18 protein-coding genes are annotated in these 18,936 nt (G+C 71.3%); 13 read left to right on the forward strand and 5 right to left on the reverse strand.

Annotated elements, in window-relative coordinates; genetic code table 11:
• Positions 1 to 106 precede the first annotated feature (106 nt).
• The 5 genes from J4573_RS09390 to J4573_RS09410 all read left to right on the forward strand — a co-directional run bounded on the left by J4573_RS09390 (position 107) and on the right by J4573_RS09410 (position 4,815).
• Positions 107 to 520 (forward strand): SSI family serine proteinase inhibitor, encoded by a 414-nt coding sequence (locus J4573_RS09390; RefSeq protein ID WP_208254883.1) that lies wholly within the window; start codon positions 107 to 109, stop codon positions 518 to 520.
• A gap of 247 nt (positions 521 to 767) precedes the next feature.
• Positions 768 to 1,196, forward strand: coding sequence for a CBS domain-containing protein (locus tag J4573_RS09395; RefSeq protein WP_243772675.1), 429 nt, complete (start codon positions 768 to 770; stop codon positions 1,194 to 1,196).
• 226 nt (positions 1,197 to 1,422) lie between these two features.
• Complete coding sequence (locus tag J4573_RS09400) at positions 1,423 to 2,151, forward strand: ANTAR domain-containing protein (RefSeq protein WP_307796567.1); 729 nt, start codon at positions 1,423 to 1,425, stop codon at positions 2,149 to 2,151.
• A 133-nt stretch (positions 2,152 to 2,284) separates the two neighbouring features.
• Entirely contained in the window at positions 2,285 to 4,273 is a 1,989-nt protein-coding gene (locus J4573_RS09405; RefSeq protein ID WP_208254886.1) for a SpoIIE family protein phosphatase, read from the forward strand.
• Between the two features lie 50 nt (positions 4,274 to 4,323).
• Positions 4,324 to 4,815: a DUF6328 family protein gene (locus J4573_RS09410; protein ID WP_208254887.1), complete on the forward strand. Its 492-nt coding sequence runs from the start codon at positions 4,324 to 4,326 to the stop codon at positions 4,813 to 4,815.
• A 100-nt stretch (positions 4,816 to 4,915) separates the two neighbouring features.
• On the opposite strand, the gene J4573_RS09415 is transcribed toward J4573_RS09410, so the two are convergent.
• Positions 4,916 to 6,145, reverse strand: a complete 1,230-nt coding sequence (locus tag J4573_RS09415; RefSeq protein ID WP_208254888.1) for a S8 family peptidase — start codon at positions 6,143 to 6,145, stop codon at positions 4,916 to 4,918.
• A gap of 447 nt (positions 6,146 to 6,592) precedes the next feature.
• Between J4573_RS09415 and J4573_RS09420 the strand changes: the two genes are divergently transcribed.
• Positions 6,593 to 7,432, forward strand: coding sequence for a hypothetical protein (locus J4573_RS09420; protein ID WP_208254889.1), 840 nt, complete (start codon positions 6,593 to 6,595; stop codon positions 7,430 to 7,432).
• A 112-nt stretch (positions 7,433 to 7,544) separates the two neighbouring features.
• Here J4573_RS09420 and proS read toward each other — a convergent pair whose 3' ends face one another.
• Entirely contained in the window at positions 7,545 to 8,993 is a 1,449-nt protein-coding gene (proS, locus tag J4573_RS09425) for a proline--tRNA ligase (protein ID WP_208254890.1), read from the reverse strand.
• Between the two features lie 77 nt (positions 8,994 to 9,070).
• On the opposite strand from proS, the gene J4573_RS09430 reads away from it, so the two are divergent.
• From J4573_RS09430 to J4573_RS09460, 7 genes are read left to right on the forward strand one after another with little or no spacing between them, the layout of a single operon-like run.
• Positions 9,071 to 10,756 (forward strand): proline--tRNA ligase, encoded by a 1,686-nt coding sequence (locus J4573_RS09430; protein ID WP_208254891.1) that lies wholly within the window; start codon positions 9,071 to 9,073, stop codon positions 10,754 to 10,756.
• A gap of 9 nt (positions 10,757 to 10,765) precedes the next feature.
• On the forward strand, positions 10,766 to 11,704 hold the full coding sequence (locus J4573_RS09435; protein WP_307796568.1) for an NAD-dependent epimerase/dehydratase family protein: 939 nt from the start codon (positions 10,766 to 10,768) through the stop codon (positions 11,702 to 11,704).
• The gene (locus J4573_RS09440) at positions 11,701 to 12,876 is read left to right on the forward strand and encodes a glycosyltransferase family 4 protein (RefSeq protein ID WP_243772676.1); all 1,176 of its coding nucleotides are present in this window, start codon (positions 11,701 to 11,703) and stop codon (positions 12,874 to 12,876) included. The genes J4573_RS09435 and J4573_RS09440 overlap by 4 nt, the downstream gene beginning before the upstream one ends.
• 4 nt (positions 12,877 to 12,880) lie before the next feature.
• On the forward strand, positions 12,881 to 13,630 hold the full coding sequence (locus J4573_RS09445; RefSeq protein ID WP_208254892.1) for a hypothetical protein: 750 nt from the start codon (positions 12,881 to 12,883) through the stop codon (positions 13,628 to 13,630).
• Positions 13,627 to 13,986 (forward strand): hypothetical protein, encoded by a 360-nt coding sequence (locus J4573_RS09450; protein WP_208254893.1) that lies wholly within the window; start codon positions 13,627 to 13,629, stop codon positions 13,984 to 13,986. Before J4573_RS09445 ends, J4573_RS09450 begins: the two co-directional genes overlap by 4 nt.
• Positions 13,987 to 14,005: 19 nt before the next feature.
• On the forward strand, positions 14,006 to 15,139 hold the full coding sequence (locus tag J4573_RS09455; RefSeq protein WP_208254894.1) for a glycosyltransferase family 4 protein: 1,134 nt from the start codon (positions 14,006 to 14,008) through the stop codon (positions 15,137 to 15,139).
• Positions 15,136 to 15,948, forward strand: a complete 813-nt coding sequence (locus J4573_RS09460) for a hypothetical protein (protein ID WP_208254895.1) — start codon at positions 15,136 to 15,138, stop codon at positions 15,946 to 15,948. Before J4573_RS09455 ends, J4573_RS09460 begins: the two co-directional genes overlap by 4 nt.
• Here J4573_RS09460 and J4573_RS09465 read toward each other — a convergent pair.
• The 3 genes from J4573_RS09465 to J4573_RS09475 all read right to left on the reverse strand — a co-directional run bounded on the left by J4573_RS09465 (position 15,905) and on the right by J4573_RS09475 (position 18,827).
• The gene (locus J4573_RS09465; RefSeq protein ID WP_208254896.1) at positions 15,905 to 17,179 is read right to left on the reverse strand and encodes a serine hydrolase domain-containing protein; all 1,275 of its coding nucleotides are present in this window, start codon (positions 17,177 to 17,179) and stop codon (positions 15,905 to 15,907) included. The two genes, J4573_RS09460 and J4573_RS09465, sit on opposite strands and share 44 nt — an antisense overlap.
• A gap of 54 nt (positions 17,180 to 17,233) precedes the next feature.
• On the reverse strand, positions 17,234 to 17,791 hold the full coding sequence (locus J4573_RS09470; protein ID WP_208254897.1) for a YceI family protein: 558 nt from the start codon (positions 17,789 to 17,791) through the stop codon (positions 17,234 to 17,236).
• Between the two features lie 103 nt (positions 17,792 to 17,894).
• The gene (locus J4573_RS09475; protein WP_208254898.1) at positions 17,895 to 18,827 is read right to left on the reverse strand and encodes a VanW family protein; all 933 of its coding nucleotides are present in this window, start codon (positions 18,825 to 18,827) and stop codon (positions 17,895 to 17,897) included.
• Between the last annotated feature and the right edge of the window lie 109 nt (positions 18,828 to 18,936).

The raw sequence follows: 18,936 nt of genomic DNA on the forward strand, positions 1-18,936 counted from the left end.
GCGTGTCCGAAAATCGGCAACCCGTGATTCACCGAACCTGCAACACATTCCGTATTCGTGTGGATACATTGAGCGACGATCAGGTACCGAACCTCGGGAGCCTCATATGTCACATCTCGTCGCCTCCGTCCTCGCCGGCGCCGCCCTGGCCATGACGCCGGCCGCGCCCGCCCTCGCCCACACCGAGCCCACCGGGCCGCTCACGCACGGCGCGCCGCCCACGGATCTGCGGCTCACCGTGACCGCGCCGGGGGCGAACGCCTCGGGCACCCACTCGGTCACGCTGCTCTGCGATCCCGACGGCGGCACGCACCCCAAGGCGGGCCAGGCGTGCGCCGAGCTGGCCCGGCACGGCGGGCAGTTCACCCACCGCCCGGCCGACGTCTTCTGCACGATGAACTACGCGCCCGTGGTGGCCGACGCGACGGGAGCCTGGCGCGGCCGGCCGGTCCACTTTCACCAGCAGTTCCCGAACGACTGCGACATGCACGCCCGCACGGGATCTCTCTTTGATTTCTGAGCCGGCTTCCGAGCCTGCCTCTGAGCCGGGCGAGCGGGCCGGAGCAGCCCTCTGATCAGGGCGGACTCCGGCCGTCCCGGCCCGCCTCGACCAGCCGTCCCGCCCCTGCCCGGCCCCTTCGGCCCGCACCGAACGTGCTCAGGTCTCATTTGAGTCTCATCCGGTCCGCATAGGACCGTTCTCTCCGGGTAGAGCGCCGAAACGAGCGGGTCACGCCGGGTAAGGAGCGGGCAAAGGAGTGCGAACGATGCCTCGCAAGGTCAGCGACATCATGACCACGAGTCCTCGCTCGCTTCCGCTTGAGGCGACGCTGTACGAGGCCGCGCAGGTCATGCGGGACTCGGGCATCGGCGACGTCCTCGTCACGTTCGCCGGCCGGCTGTGCGGCCTGGTCACCGACCGCGACATCGTCGTGCGCGGCGTCGCCGAGAGCCGGGATCCGGCGCTCACCCCCCTCAGCGACGTGTGCACGGCCGATCTGATCACCGTGCGCGCCGACGAGGACGCCCTCGCGGCGGCCCAGCTGATGGGCCGCCAGGCGATCAGGCGGCTGCCGGTGGTGGACGACGAACGCCGCCCCATCGGCATCGTCTCGATCGGCGACCTGGCGATGGTCGATGAAGGCCTCGACCGCAACACCCTCTCGGACATCAGCAAGGCGCCCCCCTCCCTGTAAGCCAGGACAGGCCGGACAGGCCGCCCGGGGGGCCAGGAACGACGCGAGGTGTGAGGCGACGATGAGGACGGTGGCTCGCTGCGGCCCGAAGACGGCCGACCCGACGACCGACCCGACGGCCAAGGATGGAACGGGGCGCGACAAGGGGCGAACCGAAGGCGACAAAGGGCTCCCGGAACCGGAGTACGGGTACGAATCACCCCGTGAGCGGGATAGCGTCGGAGATGTGCCGCTCGCGGAGACCGTACTGACCGATCAGCTCGCCATCGAGATCGCCCGGCTGGGCATCGTCGGCGAGTCCTCCGACGTCGGCACCCTCCATCGCGTGACCGAGCTCGCCTCGCGCGCCGTGCCAGGCTGTGCGGGCGCCTCCAGCGTGCGGTGGGCCCTGCCCACGGGGGACGACGAGCGTCCGGAGCCGCTGGCCTCGGCGGCCAGCCATCCCGATCTCGCCGAGCTGACCGATCTCCAGCTGCGGCGCGGCCACGGCCCGATCTACGACGTGGTCCGCGAGCGCCGGGCGGTCAGATCCGCCGACGTGCTGGCCGAGGCGCGCTGGGCCGAGACCACCGCGGACATGCTGCGGCGCGGGGTGCGGTGCTTCACCACGACGCCGCACCACAACCCTCCGGTGCTGGTGACGCTCACTCTCTACGGCGTGATGCCGCGCTCCCTGGCCCCCGAGCAGACGGCCCTGGCCGCGCTCCTGGTCGCCCAGGGCAGCGCGGCGGTGTCCAACTCCCTGCAGTACGACAACGTGCAGCGCACCGCCGTTCAGCTCCAGGAGGCCGTCGAGTCGCGTGCCGTGGTCGATCAGGCCAAGGGCATCCTGATGCACGCCCTGGGCTGCGACGCGGACGAGGCGTTCGCCGAGATGCGCCGGATCTCCCAGACCAGACACGTGAAACTCACCGCACTGGCCCAGCGGATCGTCGGTGACCAGGGACTGTCGTGAACGGCCGCCATTCCAGGTGAGCGCAACGGTATTCCTGGTGTGCGCAACGGGATTAAGCTGCGCACGGCGGCCGAAGGCGACCACACGGTCAGGTCGCGGGGAGCAGCCATGAGAACCACCAGGAGCACCCTAGATGGCCGATCAGCTCGAACCTGAGACCCTCCTTCGCGAGATCAGCGATCTTGAGGGCCGGATCGGCGAGCTGCGCCAGGCGGCCAACATGCCCGAGCCCGACCTGCGGGCCACGCTGGACGCGGCGCTGGTCGAGCTGGAGCTGGCGCTGACGGCGCTGCGCACGATGGGCGCGGACCAGAACGCCGTGACCGGGTCCTCGGCGGCGGCCGACGCCGAGCGCCGGGTGCTGCGCACGGTGTTCCAGGACGCGCCGGTGCCGCTGTTCCTGCTCGACCGGGACGCCAGCGTGCGCCGGGTCAACCGGCAGGCCGCCGCGCTGCTGGGCACCTCGCCCGGGTACGTCTCGGGCAAGCAGTTCATCGCGTTCTGCGATCTGCCGACCCGGGCGGCGCTGCGCTCCCAGCTGGCCGAGGTCGTACGGACGGGCCGCCGCAAGCGGGCCGACGTGCGCTTCCTCGGGCGCGAGCGGCCGGTCGAGGCCGCCGTCACGATGGCCCGGGTGTGGATCCGCGGCGAGGCCGATCCGATGGTGATCGCCGCCGCCGGGCCCACCGCCAAGTCCAAGAAGAAGGCCGAGGCCTCCCCCGCCAAGTCCGGCGCGAAGGGCGAGACCGCGACCCCGGCCACCGCACGGGGCGCCTCGCGCCGCACGGAGCAGGCCACCGCGCCGGAGACGCGCGACGACGAGGCCATGGCCGCGATCGTGCACCGGATGGACGTGCTGGCCACCGCGAGCGAGCTGCTCCTGGACGACCCGGTCTTCAACGAGACCGTGGCGATGCGCCGCTGCGCGCGCCTGCTGACGTCCGAAATGGCCGACTGGGTGTTCATCGACATTCTCGAGGGCGGCAGCGGCGGCGGGAACGGCCGGGGCGCCGAACTGCGCCGCATGGTGGTCATGGGCCCCGACAACGGCGACGACACCGGCGCGATCGCCCGCAGCCTGGAGGAGCTCCCGCCCGGCCCCGACACGCTCCCCCACACCGTTCACACGACCCGGCAGAGCGCCCTGCGCCCGCACGTGGAGAGCATCGACGTGCTCGGCGTCTGCGCCGACGGCCAGCCCGCCTGCGGCAAGATCGGCGCGACGTCGGTGCTGTGCGTGCCGATCGACGACGGCACCACCTCGATCGGCGCGATCACGCTCGCGGGCAGCGGTGAGCAAGGCCCGTTCGACCTGCTCGACCTCGGCGTCGTGCAGCGCCTCGGCCGCTACCTCGCGCTGGTCATCCGCGCCGCCCGCATCTTCCGGCGGCGCGCCGAGGTGGCCGAGTCGCTCCAGTCCAGCCTGCTGCCGCGGCACCTGCCGTCCATCCCCGGCCTGGAGCTGGCCGGCTCCTACCTCGCCGCGACGCACGGGGTCGAGGTCGGCGGCGACTTCTACGACGTGTTCCCGACCAGCGACGGCGGCTGGGGCATGGTGCTCGGCGACGTCTGCGGCAAGGGCGAGGAGGCCGCCGCGGTCACCGCGACCGCGCGGCACGGCTTCCGGCTGCTGTCGCGCTGGCAGCCCGGCCCAGCCGAGGTGCTGTCGATGGTGAACGACGTGCTGCTGGACGAGGACCGCTTCGTCACCGCCGTGACCGCCCACCTCAAGATCGCGGGCGACCGGGTGAACATCAGGCTCGGCTCGGCGGGCCACCCGCCCGCGATCGTGCTGCGCGCCGACGGCGTGATCCGCGCCGCCCCGGCGGGCGGGGTGCCGCTCGGCCTGTTCGAGGACTTCGAGGCCGGGCTGAACGACGTCGAGCTCGCCCCCGGCGACACCCTCGTCCTCTACTCCGACGGCATCCTGGAGGCCTGCGACATCGCGCGCCGCCAGTTCGGCCAGGAGAAGCTGATGGAGTCGCTGGCCGCGCACGCGACCGCGCCGGTCCCCGAGATGCTCCGTGCGGTGGAGGACACCCTGCGCGACTTCTGCGACGACGACCTCCGCGACGACGTGTCGATCCTCGCCGTCCGCGTCCTCCCACCCCCGAGCAACTGACCGCCCCCGGGCAGCTGACTAGGCGGCTGATCCGGGGGTAGGGCCTTGAAATGGGCACCGCACCCCGGCAGCGGAACGAGACCGAGCACGAACGCCTGGACAGGCAGCTCATGGAGCTCCTGCAGGGGTTCCGTGTCGCGATCACCGGTGTGCAGGTGCTGTTCGCGTTCCTGCTGACCGTCCCGTTCGCCGCGCACTTCGACGACGTGGACCGGGTCGGGCGCGGGCTGTTCTACGCGGCGCTGCTGGGCGCGGCGGTGGCCTCGATCTGCTTCATCGCGCCGGTCTTCCAGCACCGGATCCTGTTCCGGCTGAACCAGAAGCCGTTGCTCCTGCGCCGCGCCAACCGCTTCGGCATCGCCGGCGCGCTGGCTCTGGCGGTGTCGATCACGAGCTCCACCACGCTGATCATCCAGACGCTGGTCTCGGACACGGCCGCCGTGATCACCGCGGTCGCCGTCGGGGGGCTGGCGTCGTGGGCCTGGTTCGTGCAGCCGCTCATCTCCCGCAAGGCCGCCGAACGGGCCGAGCAGAAGGACTGAGTGCCTGACCGAGCCCGAACAGCGAAGAGCGCCCCACCGCCGCGCACGGTGAGGCGCCCCGCTCAAGAGAGCCGCTGCCTCTAGATCACTCGCCGATACGTCACTTGCCGACGTAGAGGAGCTTGTTCGGCGAACCGGTCCCCGGGTCGGTGACCACGTCCGGTGTGGCGTTCTTGGTCAGCGCGTCGGCCACCTGGGCGGGGGTCGCCTGGGGGTTGGCCGACAGGTAGATCGCCGCCGCGCCCGCCACGTGCGGGCTCGCCATCGAGGTGCCGCTGTGCGTGGCGGTGGCCGTGTCGCTGTCGATCCCGGCCGACACGATGTCCGACCCCGGCGCGAAGACGTCCACGCACTTGCCGAAGTTGGAGAACTCCGAGCGAGCGTCGGTGTCGGTCGTCGCCCCGGTGGTGAGCGCGGTCGGGGTACGGGCCGGCGAGGAGTTGCAGGCGTCGGCGTTCTCGTTGCCGGCCGCCAGCGCGTACGTCACGCCGGACGCGATCGACTTGCTCACCGCGTCGTCCAGGGCCTGCGAGACGCCGCCGCCGAGGCTCATGTTGGCCACGGCCGGCTTCTTGGCGTTCTTGGTGACCCAGTCGACGCCGGCGATGACGCCCTCGGTGCTGCCGCTGCCCTGGCAGTCCAGGACCCGCACCGAGACGATGCCGGCCTCCTTCGCCAGACCGTACTCGGTGCCGGCGACGGTGCCCGCCACGTGCGAGCCGTGGCCCTGGCAGTCGGCGGCGTCGTTGTCGTTGTCCACGAAGTCGTAGCCGCTGGTCGCCCGGCCGCCGAACGTCTTGTGCGTGAACCGCACGCCGGTGTCGATGATGTAGGCGTTGACACCCTTGCCGGTGGCCGTGGGGTCGTAGGACTTGTCGAGCGGGAGCTTGTGCTGGTCGACGCGGTCCAGGCCCCACGAGGGCGGGTCCGCCTGTGCCAGCGCGGTGCCGGCCTCGCCGGTGATGCGGAACGTGCGGTTCTGCTCGACGAACGCCACGTCGGAACGGGCCGCCATGCGGCGCGCCTGCGTCTCGTTCATCTTGACCGAGAAGCCGTGCACGGCGTTGCCGAAGACGCGGCCGACCGTTCCTTCGTGCTTGCCCGCGAGGGAGCGGGCGAGCGCCGAGACGCCCTGGTCGCGCACCTTGGCGTTGTCCTTCAGCACCACGATGTAGTCGCCCGCGACGGCGCCGGGGGCACCGGCACCGCGGATGAAGCCCTGCGGCGGGGAGCTCGCCTGGGCGGGGTTGGCGACACCGGCGACCAGTGCCGCGGCGGCGATGAAGACGGGCGCTGCCAGGGATTTCCTGGCGGTGGACGCCTTGCTCATCGGGGAGCCTCCTGTGTGAAGCGGGGGGTCTCTCCGCGTGCCTCCTCGCACACGGAGTCGATCACGAAGCACCACATGTTGCGCATAAGGCCCCAAAACGCGGCAAGGGTCCGTGCGTTAACAAGAGCCACTTTGGCCACATGCGGCCACATCACGCGGTAAACCAAAGCGATCACTCCGGCGACGCGCCCAGACCCCTCCGCCGCCCCGCCACGCTCCCGACGAGGGCAAGCCCGAGCTCACAAGAAATTTCTGAATTCAGCTGAACCCATTTCGCGGCGATGCTCGTGCAATTGGTCGGTGGGTCACGGGGGCCCATCCGACATCTAGGAGAACCTCGACATGTTCCGAATTCGTACCGCTGCGCTCGCGTCGGTCGCATTGGCCGGCGCACTCACGATGACCGCATGCGGAAACGCCGGCGGGGGCGGCAAAGAGGCAGCGGATGTGACCAAGGCGGGGCTCGCATCGCTGAACTTCATCAACGGCGGCGCCAAGGAGAACAACGCGCCTCCGAAGACCGGCGACTTCTTCATGGGAGGCCGGACCGACCCGATCGCGAAGAAGTGGGTCGAGCTCGCGGTCGGCTCGTCCAACGGGCTCAGCCCGATCGTGCACGACGGCGCCGGGTTCACCCTCTACCGCTTCGACAAGGACACGGCCAACCCGTCCAAGTCCAACTGCAACGGCGACTGCGCGGTGACCTGGCCGCCGGTGCTGGTCCAGCCCGGCTCCAAGATCTTCGTCCCGCCGAACGGCGTGCCGGTGAAGGCCGTCGGCGTCGTCCGCCGCGACGACGGCAACCTCCAGGTCACCCTCGGCGGCTGGCCGATCTACCGGTTCAGCAAGGACACCGCCCCTGGTCAGACCAATGGCGAGGGCGTCGGCGGCACCTGGTTCGCTGTCTCCCCGCGCGGCGGGAAGGTGCTCCCGCCGGCCGGTACGCAGACCACCCCGCCGAGCACCCCTCCGGGGAGCACCCCACCGTCCACCGGCACGGGCACCGGCCCCGGCACCGGGGCAGCGCTCGGCAACGGCAGCGCGATCCTGGACTCCGGCAAGAACTTCTCCGAGCCGAACGGCTCGGTCGGCGTGGCCGGTCCCGGCTGCCAGACGCTCGGCCGCCCGTTCCTCACCCTGTCCATGCAGATCGCCGGCGGCCCGATGAAGATCTGGACCGGCCCGAACTGCACCGGCACGTCGAAAATCATCTCCGCCGACGTTCCCGACCTGGCCGCCGTCGGTTTCAACCAGCCGATCGCCTCGATCCGCTTCGGCGGCAACTGACCCATGACCGAAGCAAAAGGCCCGCCCAGCGATTCCGCTGGACGGGCCTTTTTATACGACTTCAGGAGACCATTAATCACGGCCGGTTATCAGTGAGATAACCGCAGCCTATTTAATAGGCCTTGCCGAAGATGACGCGCTTGCCGTAGGCCGACGGCTGGCCGCATTTCACGCACGTGCCGGTCTCTTCCGGCGCGTCGGCCGGGATGACGCGCGGCGTCGCGGCGGTGTCGGCCTTGATCTCGTCCTCGCACTCGGCGCGACCGCAGTGGAACGCGCGCGCCCAGCCGGTGGCGACCTGCGCGGCGAACTCCTCCCACGTGCCGACCGTGGCGGTGCGCTCCTCGCGGAAGGACTCGGCCCGCGCCAGCAGGAACGCCTGGAAGTCCGACAGGATCCCGGGCAGCAGCTCGGGCAGCTTCTCCAGCGGGATCTGCTCCTTGCCCTGGCCCTCGACCGTCGGCAGCCGCCGCACGAGGGTGGCGACGCCGGCGTCGATGTCGCGCATGCCGAGCTCGATGCGGACCGGGACGCCGCGCATCTCCCACTCGTTGAACTTGAACCCGGGCGACAGCTGCGGCCGGTTGTCGTCGACGTGGACGCGGATGCCCATCGTCTTGATGGCAGCGCCGAGCTTGCGCGCCTCGGCGGCGGCCTGCTCGCCCTGCTCCTTGCGCCCGATCGGCACGATGACGACCTGGTGGGGCGCCATCCGGGGCGGCAGCACCAGGCCCTTGTCGTCGCCGTGCGTCATGATCACGCCGCCGATCATGCGGGTGCTCATGCCCCAGGACGTGGTGTGGGCGAGCTGGAGCTTGCCGTCCTCGTCCTGGTAGTCGATCTCGAAGGCCTTGGCGAAGTTGGTGCCCAGGTAGTGCGACGTGCCCGCCTGCAGTGCGCGACCGTCGCGCATCATGCCCTCGATCGTGTACGTGCGGACCGCGCCGGCGAACCGTTCGCCGGGGGTCTTCTCGCCCGCGACCACCGGCATGGCGGCCAGCTCGCGCGCCACGCCCGCGTAGGCGTCCAGGGCCCACATGGTCTCGCGCATCGCGTCTTCCTCGTCGAGGTGCGCGGTGTGCCCCTCCTGCCAGAGGAACTCGGTCGTCCGCAGGAACATCCGCGGCCGCATCTCCCAGCGGACCACGTTCGCCCACTGGTTCAGCAGCAGCGGCAGGTCGCGGTGCGACTCGATCCACTTGGCCATGTACTCGCCGATGACCGTCTCGGAGGTCGGCCGCACGACGAGCGGCTCTTCCAGCTCCTTGCCACCGGCGATGGTGACCACGGCCAGCTCCGGCGAGAAACCCTCGACGTGCTGGGCCTCGCGCTTCAGGTAGGACTCGGGGATGAACATCGGGAAGCACGCGTTGTCGTGCCCCGCGTCCTTGATCCGCCGGTCCAGGTCCGCCTGGAGCAGCTCCCACACCCGGTAGCCGTATGGGCGGATGACCATCGTGCCGCGCACCGGGCCACGGTCGACGAGCTGGGCCTGAACGACCAGCTCGTTGTACCAGGCGGAGAAATCCTCGCTCTGCGGCGTTACACCTTCTCGACTCACGAGAACGAGGGTACTAAGGACCCGACCCCAGCCTGGTACTCAATAAACCAACGGTGCCGCGCTGTTATCGTCCGCAGATGCGCTGGTCCCAGACGTTCACGCCCACCTTGCGCGACGATCCTGCCGAGGCGGAGTTCCCTAGCCACCGCTTGCTCGTGCGCGCCGGGTACATCAGGCAGCTCACCGCCGGTCACTACTCTCTGCTGCCACTGGCGGTCCGGGTGCGGGCGAAGGTGATCCAGATCATCCGCGACGAGATGACCCGGATCGGCGCCCAGGAGATGCTCCTGCCGACCATGCATCCGGCCGAGATCTGGCGGCGGAGCGGCCGCTGGGACCTGGTGGGCCCGGAGATGTTCCGGCTGAAGGACCGGCGCGGCGCCGACATCGCCCTCGGCATGACGCACGAGGAGATCTTCGCGACGCTGGCGACGGAGCTGAGCTCCTACAAGCAGGTCCCGCAGCTCTGGTACCAGTTCCAGACCAAGTTCCGGGACGAGCCGCGGCCCAAGGGCGGCCTGATGCGGGTCCGCGAGTTCACCATGAAGGACAGCTACAGCTTCGACATCACCGAGGAGGGCCTGGACGCCTCGTTCGACCGCCACAAGGAGGCCTACGAGCGGATCTTCGCCCGGCTCGGCATCCCGGCGATCCCGGTCGAGGCCTCCAGCGGCTTCATGGGCGGCCGTGACTCCACCGAGTTCATGTGCCCGGCCGAGGTCGGCGAGGACCTGGTCGTCCACTCCCCCTGCGGGTACGCGGCCAACATCGAGAAGGCCACCTCGCGCCTCCCCGAGTCCGGAGACGGCCCCGGAATGGCCGCGCCCGTCCCGTTCGACACACCGGGCGTCCGCACGATCGAGGACCTGGCCACCGGGTACGACGCGCCCGGCGACCGCCAGATCAAGACGCTGGTCCACATGATCGACGACCGGCTCACCCTCGTTCTCCTGCGCGGCGACCACCCGCTGAACGAGCAGAAGCTGATCGACGCCACCGGCGCGGTCGACCTCCGTCCGGCCCACCCGGACGAGATCCGCGAGGCGCTCGGCGCGCTGCCGGGCAGCCTCGGCGCGGTCGGCGTCACGGGCCTGCCGATCCTCGCCGACGAGGCGCTGCGCGGCCGCCGTGACATGTTCACCGGCGCCAACACCGACGACGTGCACCTGCGCGGCGTGGACGTCGAACGCGACATCGCGGTCGGCACCTGGGCGGACCTGCGCGAGGTCGCCGCCGGGGAGCCCTGCGTACGCTGCGGCGAGCCGCTGCTGGTGCAGAAGGCGGTCGAGGTCGGCCACATCTTCAAGCTCGGCGACCGCTACTCGCGCGCGATGGGCGCCGAGGTGCTCGACCCGGACGGCAAGCGGATCCCGCTGATCATGGGCAGCTACGGCATCGGGGTGGAACGGGCGATGGCCGCCATCGTCGAGGTCCACCACGACGACAAGGGCATCGTCTGGCCGGTGTCGGTCGCGCCGTTCCAGGTCACGGTGGTGATCGCGCAGCCGGAGGTGGCCGAGGCTGCGGAGGAGATCTACGCCGCGCTGCTGGCCGCAGGGTTCGACGCGGCGATCGACGACCGGGCCGAACGGGCCGGGGTGAAGTTCCGCGACGCCGAACTGACCGGCATCCCGTACCGCGTCACGGTCGGCAAGCGAGGCCTGGCCGAGGGCACCGTCGAGATCACCGACCGGGCGACCGGCGAGACCGTCAAGGTCGCTCCGGCCGAGGTCGTGGCCCATATAAAGGCGATCTTGTCCTAGTGTGCACGGGTGCGGGTGGTGGTGACGGGCGCGGCCGGGTTCATCGGGAGCCATGTGGCCGAGGCGATGGCGGGGGCCGGACACGAGGTCCTGGCCGTCGACGTGCCCACCCGCTCTCGCGCCGGAACGCCGGGGATCACGCCCGGGATCACGCCGGGGATCACGCCGGTCGAGGCGGATCTGGCGACCGACGACCTCACCAAGCTGGGCGAGGCGGACCTGGTGATCCACCTGGCCGGGCGGCCGGGCATCCGCAGCTCGTGGGGCCCGGGACGCGCCCTCGCCGAACGCGACAACGTGATCGCCACGCGCCGCCTCCTGGAGGCGTGCGCTGAGCGCAGGCCCAAGGTGGTCGTCGCCTCCAGCTCCTCGGTCTACGGCTCGGCCGGGTCCCGCCCGCACCGCGAGGACGACCCGCTCGCCCCGGCCAGCCCGTACGCGCTCAGCAAGGCCGAGGTCGAGCGGCTGACCGTACGGGCGGCGTGCGACGGCCTGCCAGCGATCCTGCTGCGCTACTTCTCGGTGTACGGGCCGCGCCAGCGCCCCGACATGGCCTTCCACCGCTTCATCGAGGCGTCGCTGGACGGGCGCCCGCTGCCGGTCTTCGGCGACGGCGACGGGCGCAGGTCCCGCTCGTTCACCCACGTCCGTGACGCCGTCGCCGCCACCGTGACCGCCGCCGTGACCGACCTCGCGCCGGGCACCGTGATCAACATCGGCCATCCCGAGCCCGCCCGGCTCCGCACCGCGATCGAGCTGATCAGCGGGGCGCTGGGCGTGCCCGCCCGCATCCACGCCGAGGATCCCGTCGCCGGTGACGCCGAACGCACCTGGGCCGATACTGAACGCGCGGAGCGCCTGCTCGGCTGGACCGCCACGACCGGCCTGGCCGAAGGCCTCGCCGACCAGATCGCCTGGCACCAGGAGCTACGGGTGGGGGCCGCATGAGTCACCGGGCCGCCTACTTCGCGTTCGACCGCTTTCCCTCCACCAAGGGCTCGGGCGTCCACATCGGTGAGATGGCCGACGAGCTGTTCACGCGCTTCGGCGGCGGGCTGCTGGGCGTGCTGGGCGGCGGCGGGCTGCCGCGTTACCAGCGCGAGGGCGACCGGGAGATCGCCCGGTTCGAGGCCGAGATCCCCAACCTGATCGACCGCGCCGAGGCGTTCTCCGGCTGGGTGGCCGACCATCTGAGCCCCCACCTGGACACCCTGGAGATCTGCCACGTGCGCGATCCGTGGGGCGCGCTGCCCGCCGTGACCGCGCCGGGCCGCCGCCACCGCGTGGTCTTCGAGGTGAACGGGCTCCCGTCGATCGAGATGACCCACACCTGGCCGCTGGCGACGCCGCGCGCGCTCGGCAAGATCCGCGAGCTGGAGCGGTTCTGCCTGGAACGCAGCGACGCGGTGGTGGTCCCGTCGGCCGTGATCGCGAACGCGGTGCGCGGCCTCGGCGTCCCCGACGCCAAGATCCACCTCGTGCCGAACGGCGCGGACGTCGTCAGCCGACCTCCAAGACCGGACACCGCACCCGACCGCTACATCATCTACGTGGGCGCGCTGCAACCGTGGCAGGGCCTGGACGTGCTGCTGCGCGCGTTCACCCGGCTCGCCGACCTGCCCGACCTGCGGCTGGTGATCTGTTCCTCGGTGCCCGAACGGCGCGCCAAGCCGCTGCGCCGCCTGGCCGAACGGCTCGGCGTCGACGACCGGATCGACTGGATGTTCACGCTGCCGCACCACGAGGTCGCCGCCTGGCTGGCGCACGCCGAGGTGTCGGTGGCCCCACTCACCGGCTGCGCCCGCAACCTCGACCAGGGCTGCGCGCCGCTCAAGGTGCTGGAGTCGATGGCGGCGGGCACCCCGGTGGTGGCGTCCGACCTGCCCGCCGTACGGGAGCTGATGACCGGCGGCGAGCACGGCCGGCTCGTTCCCGCCGACCGGCCCGCGCAGCTGGCCCGCGCCGTACGGATCCTGCTGGAGTACCCCGAGCAGGCCGCGGTGATGGGCGAACGGGCCCGGAGGCGGATCTCCGGCGGCCTGACCTGGCCGCACTCGCGCGCCCTGCTGGCCGCGGTCTACGCTGCGACAGCGCCTGGTCACGACGGATTGGCGGTGTAGGGCGGTGTTCTGGCGAAAGCAACGCGCGGCCATCGACGGGTTCCACTCGCTGCACCAGGCCCTGATCTGGCAGCAGGGGTTCTCCGCGTCGATGCTGCCGGACGAGTGGGGGCGGCTGGTCCACAGCCTGGCCGGGCACGGCGCCGCCGTCCGGCGCCGCAAGTGGGCGCCGCCGCAGCGCGCGACGACCGTGGTCGTGCCGCTGGTCCAGGTGCTGGCGGCCGACACCCGCGGCGACGGCACGCTGTCGGTCGCCGCCGACCTGCGCGGCCCGAACGCGCAGGGCAAGCTGTCGGCGCAGCAGACCTTCCCCGGTCAGCGGCGCGGCGTGCGCAAGATCGTCGAGTGGTGGTCGTACGACCCGTGGCTGTCCATGCGGGCCGAGCTGCGCGACGGCAGCGAGCTGGAGCTGGCCGTCGCCGACCGGACCCGCTTCCGCAAGATCCACAAGCGCAGCCAGAGCGGCAAGTACAAGACCAAGATGAAGACCAAGACCGTGCACCGGATCACCGTGACCCGGCGCCTCCCGGCCGGGACCGCCCTCCAGCGGCCCGCCTCCCCGCCGCCCGGCTGGATCTCGGTACGGGTGCGCGACGGCAAGCGGCCGGTGATCCGCGCCAGCGCCAAGGTCGAGGCGGGCAGGCAGCACGAGCGGATGCTGCCCGAGCAGATCCTGCACATGGCGACGGAGCTGTTCCGATGGAGCCCCGCCGATTCCGCGGGCGCCGCCGGAGCCGCGAGGAGGACGAGTTGACCCCTTGCAGCGTGACCACCGGCTTCTTCGTGCTCGGGCGATGCGGCAGCCCGGCCGTCGCCGCGTGCCCGCAGTGCGGCCAGCCGATCTGCCAGGCGCATGTGGACGCCGGCGGCCTGTGCCCCGAGTGCGCGGCCTCCGCGGGCTATGCGCCGCAGGACCCGCACGACCCGCGCTGGGTCGGCGGCTACCGGCGCTGGTTCCATCACCGCACGTCGCAGACCTACAACGACCCGACCTGGTACTCGAGCTTCGACTCCTACGACCGCGGCTCGTTCAACCCGGGAGACGACTGGAACTACGGCTCCGGCGACTTCGGCGGGGACGACGGCGGCGGCGGGTTCGTGGACAGCTGATGACGCGAGTGGACGGCTGATGACGCGCGTTCTGTGGCTCACCGAGCACTACCCGCCGAGCCAGGGCGGCATGGCCCAGTCGTGCGACCGGATCGTGCGCGGCCTGCGGGCGGCGGGCGCCGAGGTCGACGTCGCGCACCTCACCCGGCGGGAACGGCCGTGGCGGGTCGAGCGCGAGCACGGCGGCCGGCTGCTGACCGCGCCGCTGGAGGACGACCCGGAGAACGCGCTGCGCCGCCTCCTCACCGTGCTCACCGCCGAACGCGCCGCCTACACGCACGTCGTCGCGTTCGGCGGCACGTACTCCATGCTCGGCGCGCCCGTCCTGTCCGCACTGCTGCACGCACCGCTGATCACGCTGCTGCGCGGGAACGACATCGACATCGGCGTGTTCTCGATGCGGCGCCGCGGCGTTCTGCGCGAGGCGCTCGCCGCGTCGGCGCGCGTCTGCCTGGTCGCCCGCTCGCACGAGCCACTGGTCAAGGCGCTGGTTCCCGACGCGGCCGTGACGTGGGTGCCGAACAGCGTCGACATGGCCGACTGGCAGATCCTGCCGTCCGAACGCGAGCGCGCCCGCGCCTGGCGGGCCGAGCACGTCGCGCCGGGCAAGCGCACGATCGGCGTCATCGGCCAGCTGAAGAACAAGAAGGGCATCGGCTTCTTCCTCGACGCGCTGCAGGCGTCCGGTCATGCCGAGGCGTTCCACCTGCTGCTGGTCGGCGAGGTCGAGGAGAGCGTGCGGGCGTGGCTGGCCGAACGGGCCGACGGCCTCGCGCACTCCTTCCTGCCGTTCCTCGAACGCTACGAACTGCCCTCGGTCTACGCGTCCTGCGACCTCGCGGCGCTCCCGTCGTTCTATGACGGGATGCCGAACGTGGCGCTGGAGGCGGCGGCGCTGGGCGTGCCGCTGCTGGCCTCGGACGCGGGCGGCCTGGCGGACGTGGCCGACGACGAGATCGGGTTCACGTTCCCGGCCGGTGACCCGCACGCCTGCCGGGACGCGATCGGCAAGGCCGCGCGGGCGAGCGAGGAGGAACTGGCCGCGCTCGGCTCCGCCGGTGAGCAGCGCATCCGCAAGGACTTCACGCCCGCGAACGAGACCGCCGGTTACCTCGCGGTCTTCGACGAGGTCGCCGGGGTCTCGCGGCGGTGATCGCCTGCTACGCGCGCGGCGACGGGCTCGGCCACCTCACCCGCATCCGCGCCGCGCTGCACACGCTCGGCAGGGACGCTGAACCCGTCACGATCCTGACCGGCTCGGAGTTCGCGGCCGATCCCCGGGTCGTGGGCGACTGGACGGTCCAGCCGGTCGAAACGCCGGCCACCCTGACGGCGCCCGACGAGCTGATCGTCGACGCGTTCCCGGCGGGCCTGAAGGGCGAGCTGACCGCAGCGATGATCCCCTCCGGCACCCGCGTCACCCACCTCGCGCGCCGCCTGCGCTGGAACGCCTACCGGCCACTGGTCCCCGCCGACCCGCCCCACTTCGACCGAACGTTCGTCCTGGAGCCTCTGGAAGCCGACCACCTCGCCTACCTCCAGAAGGTGTCCGGCGAGATCACACCCTTGACGCTCGTCGATCCTCCGGCCAAAGGCGCGGAGATCTCTGGCTGGCTGATCGTTCACTCGGGTCCCGACGAGGAGATCCTGGAGCTGGTCGCCTACGCCCGGGAGACCGCGGCGCTGGAAGGGTTGAGCCCGGCGTTCACGCTCATCGCGCCGCACCGCCCGGACGACCTGCCCGCCGACGTCGCGCACCTGGACGTCTACCCGGCCTGGCCGCTCGCCGAGCACGCCGGCCGGATCGTCACCGCGGCGGGCTTCAACGCCGTACGGCAGTTCGCGGCGTGGCGGGACCGGCACCGGATCGTGCCGTTCCCGCGCACGCTGGACGACCAGTTCGCCCGCGCCGCAGCCCTCAGAAGTACTTGGAGTACAGGTCGCCGGCCGGCCAGGTCGTGACGGCGTTGGCGGCCTTGTGGAGCAGCCCGTCGATGTCGTCGTAGCTCGGCGCGCTGCCCTCCTGCCGCTGGTCGAACAGCACCGCCCAGCTCAGCCCGTCGAACCGGCGGACCATCAGCGTGCTCGTGCCGGACAGGCTGCCGTCGTGCCAGGTGTTGAGGCCGCCGGTGACCGGCCGGACCAGCCAGCCACAGCCGTAGTAGTAGCCGCTGGCGTTGATCCCGGTCTCGGGCTTGGCGAACGCCCGGCTGATCGACGCCGCGTTCAGCACCGAGGTGCCGCCGTCGTAGATCGAGGCGAAGCGGGTGAGGTCCATCGCGCTGGCCAGCCAGCCGCCGTGCGAGTCCATGTTCTCGAGGTTGAACGCGCCGTACGGGAAGGACACCGACGTGCCGGTGTTGTCGAAGACCGTCGGCCCCAGATTGGCCGAGTAGTACGGCATCTCGCCGGTGGTGTGGGTGAGCGTGTGACCCTGCTTCATCCGCGTGATGCCGCGCGGCGTGAGCACGGTGTCCTGCACGTACGTCGCGTAGCTCTTGCCGGTCACCTTCTCGATGATCCGGCCGAGCAGCATGAAGCCGTAGTTGGAGTAGGCGTAGGCGGTGCCCGGCGCGTGGTCGAGCTTGCGGCCCGACACGTACCGCATGATGTCCGCCTGCTTGATCGGCAGCGCCTTGCCGAGCGCGGTGGCGATCGTCTTGTCCTGGAACATCGGGTCGGGCGTGATGTTGCGGTCCCAGCCGCCCAGGTGCTGCAGCAGCCGGAGCACGGTGACGCTCTTCAGCCGCGGGTCGGCGGTCGTGGAGAGGCCGAGCAGCGTCGCGGCGCTGTCGGTGAGCTTCAGCTTGCCGTCCTGGACCAGCCGCAGCACGGCGGTCGCGGTGAGCGGCTTGGAGAGGCTGGCGATGCGGAACAGCGAGGTCGGCTGGGCGTTCAGCGTGGTGCTGCCACTCCAGGTGTAGCCGCGCGTCAGGACCAGCTTGCCCTTGCGGACGACCGCGAGCTGCCCGGCGGGGATGTTGCGGGCCTGCATGAACGACTTGAGCGTGGAGTCGAAGCCGCTGAGGCCCGCGAGCGCCGAGCCGCTGGTCTTCCAGGTGCGGGCGGCCGCGACGCGCGAGACGTCGGCCGAACCCGAGGAGCATCCGGCCAGTCCGGCGACGCCGGCGCCGACTCCGGCGATCCCGGCGGCCTTTCCGAAATCGCGGCGGGTGAGCGTCTCGCGGGGCATCGTTCCTCCAGGTACGGGGAGCAGAGGTGCCCGCAATCTAACGCAAAACGATCTTCATGGGGCGGGGATCGCGAGCTCGAAGACGATCTCCACGTCGTCGGCGAGCTTCAGCGCGCCGAAGAACGCCGAGTACGGCTTGATGCCCCAGCGGCTCTGCCGGACCGTCGCGCCGCCCGTGATCCGCCCGTCCTTCTCGCCGCCGCGAACGGTCAGTGACTGCGAACGACCCACGATCGTCAGTTCGCCCTCGACGGTGAAGTCCTCCGGCGTTCCCGACGCTCCACCGGCCTCGAACGTGATCGCGTGATGCCGGTCCGCCTGGAGCACCTTGCGCAGGTTCTTGCGGATCTCGGTCCGGTCGGAGTCCGACAGCGGCAGCACGCCCCCGGTTCCCTCCACGACCTCCAGGCCGTCCACCTCGACCGACACCTCGACCGACGAGGAGCCGGCGTCCGTCCCCAGGGTCACGGTCGCCGACCAGCGGGTGGCCTCGATCGTGAGGTCGTGGCCCGCCCGGCGTCCGAGGCCGCTGCGGCTCGTCTTCAGCAGCAGCCGCCCGCCCTCCGGTCCGAGCTCGTACCTACCTTCACTCAGCCCTTCACTCAGCGCCATGCTCCCCACCCTCTCACCCCACCCCAAGCCCCCCAATACGCCGATCTTGCTCTCAGCGCCCTCATTCGGGGCGCCAGAGGGCGCTGAGAGCAAGATCGGCGTGTTATTTGGCGCAGCGGACCCGGGTCTGCGGTTGGTAGGTGGTGTGGAAGCGTTCCCGGCGGATCGGGCGGCCGTCGGACTGCAGGAAGCGCCACACGTTGATCTGGAAGCCCTGCCCGCCGCGCATCGGCACGCAGCGCGCGCCGTGGTCGACGGCCGAGGAGTAGGGCTTGCGCGCGTACGGCTTGGACTCCTTGGACCTCACGCCGAAGCGCCGCGTGCCCCACAGGGTGATGGTGAGCGAGGTCGGGGTCGTCATGGCCTGGATCATCACCGGCCGCCCGGAGTCGTTCCGCCAGACGAAGTCGAGGCCCGGGTAGTAGACCGCGGCCTCACGTCCCTTGGGGTACTCGGGCATCCACAGGCTGTGGGCGCGCGCCTTCTTGATGCGCAGCCCGCTCTCGAAGACCGCGTTGAACAGCGTCGCCGAGACCTGGCAGATGCCGCCGCCGACGTCGTTCACCAGGCGCGCCCCGACGATCGTCGGGGCCGGGACGTAGCCGCGCCGGCGGGTGCGCGGCCCGACGACCCTGTTGAACGAGAACGTGGCGCCGGGCCGGACGACCTGACCGTTCAGCGCGGCCGCGCCGAGCCGGATGTTGCGCACGCGCGGCTCGCCCGCCTTGTAGCGGGTGCTGAACGCGCTGATCCGGCGCGTGATGCCGAGGGCCCGCATCTGAGGCGTGACGCCGTCGCCGCTCGCCCCGGGCGAGGCGGCGGGCGGCGGTGCCGCCGCGTCCGGGCGTTCGGCCGCCGACGCTCCCGGCGTGCTCGAGCCGGTGTCGACCACCATGTAGGCGCCGAGGAGGACCACCGTGACCGCCGTCGAACCGGCCACGTAGGGCCACGAGCGGATGGTGTACTCCCCCAGGTTCGGCTGACCGCCGCGGCTGTGCCGCCAGCGTCGCCTGATGCGGCGTCTGCTCCCACTCACGATCTCGCGTCACCTCCCCGAAAAGTGGTGAACCGTGGCACCCGGAGAAGGCCGGATGCCACGGAACGTCGTGACCGGGGGGTGTCATCGTTCGATCACGCAGAGTACA

This window comes from Actinomadura barringtoniae, assembly GCF_017573505.1.
Lineage (GTDB): Bacteria > Actinomycetota > Actinomycetes > Streptosporangiales > Streptosporangiaceae > Spirillospora > Spirillospora barringtoniae.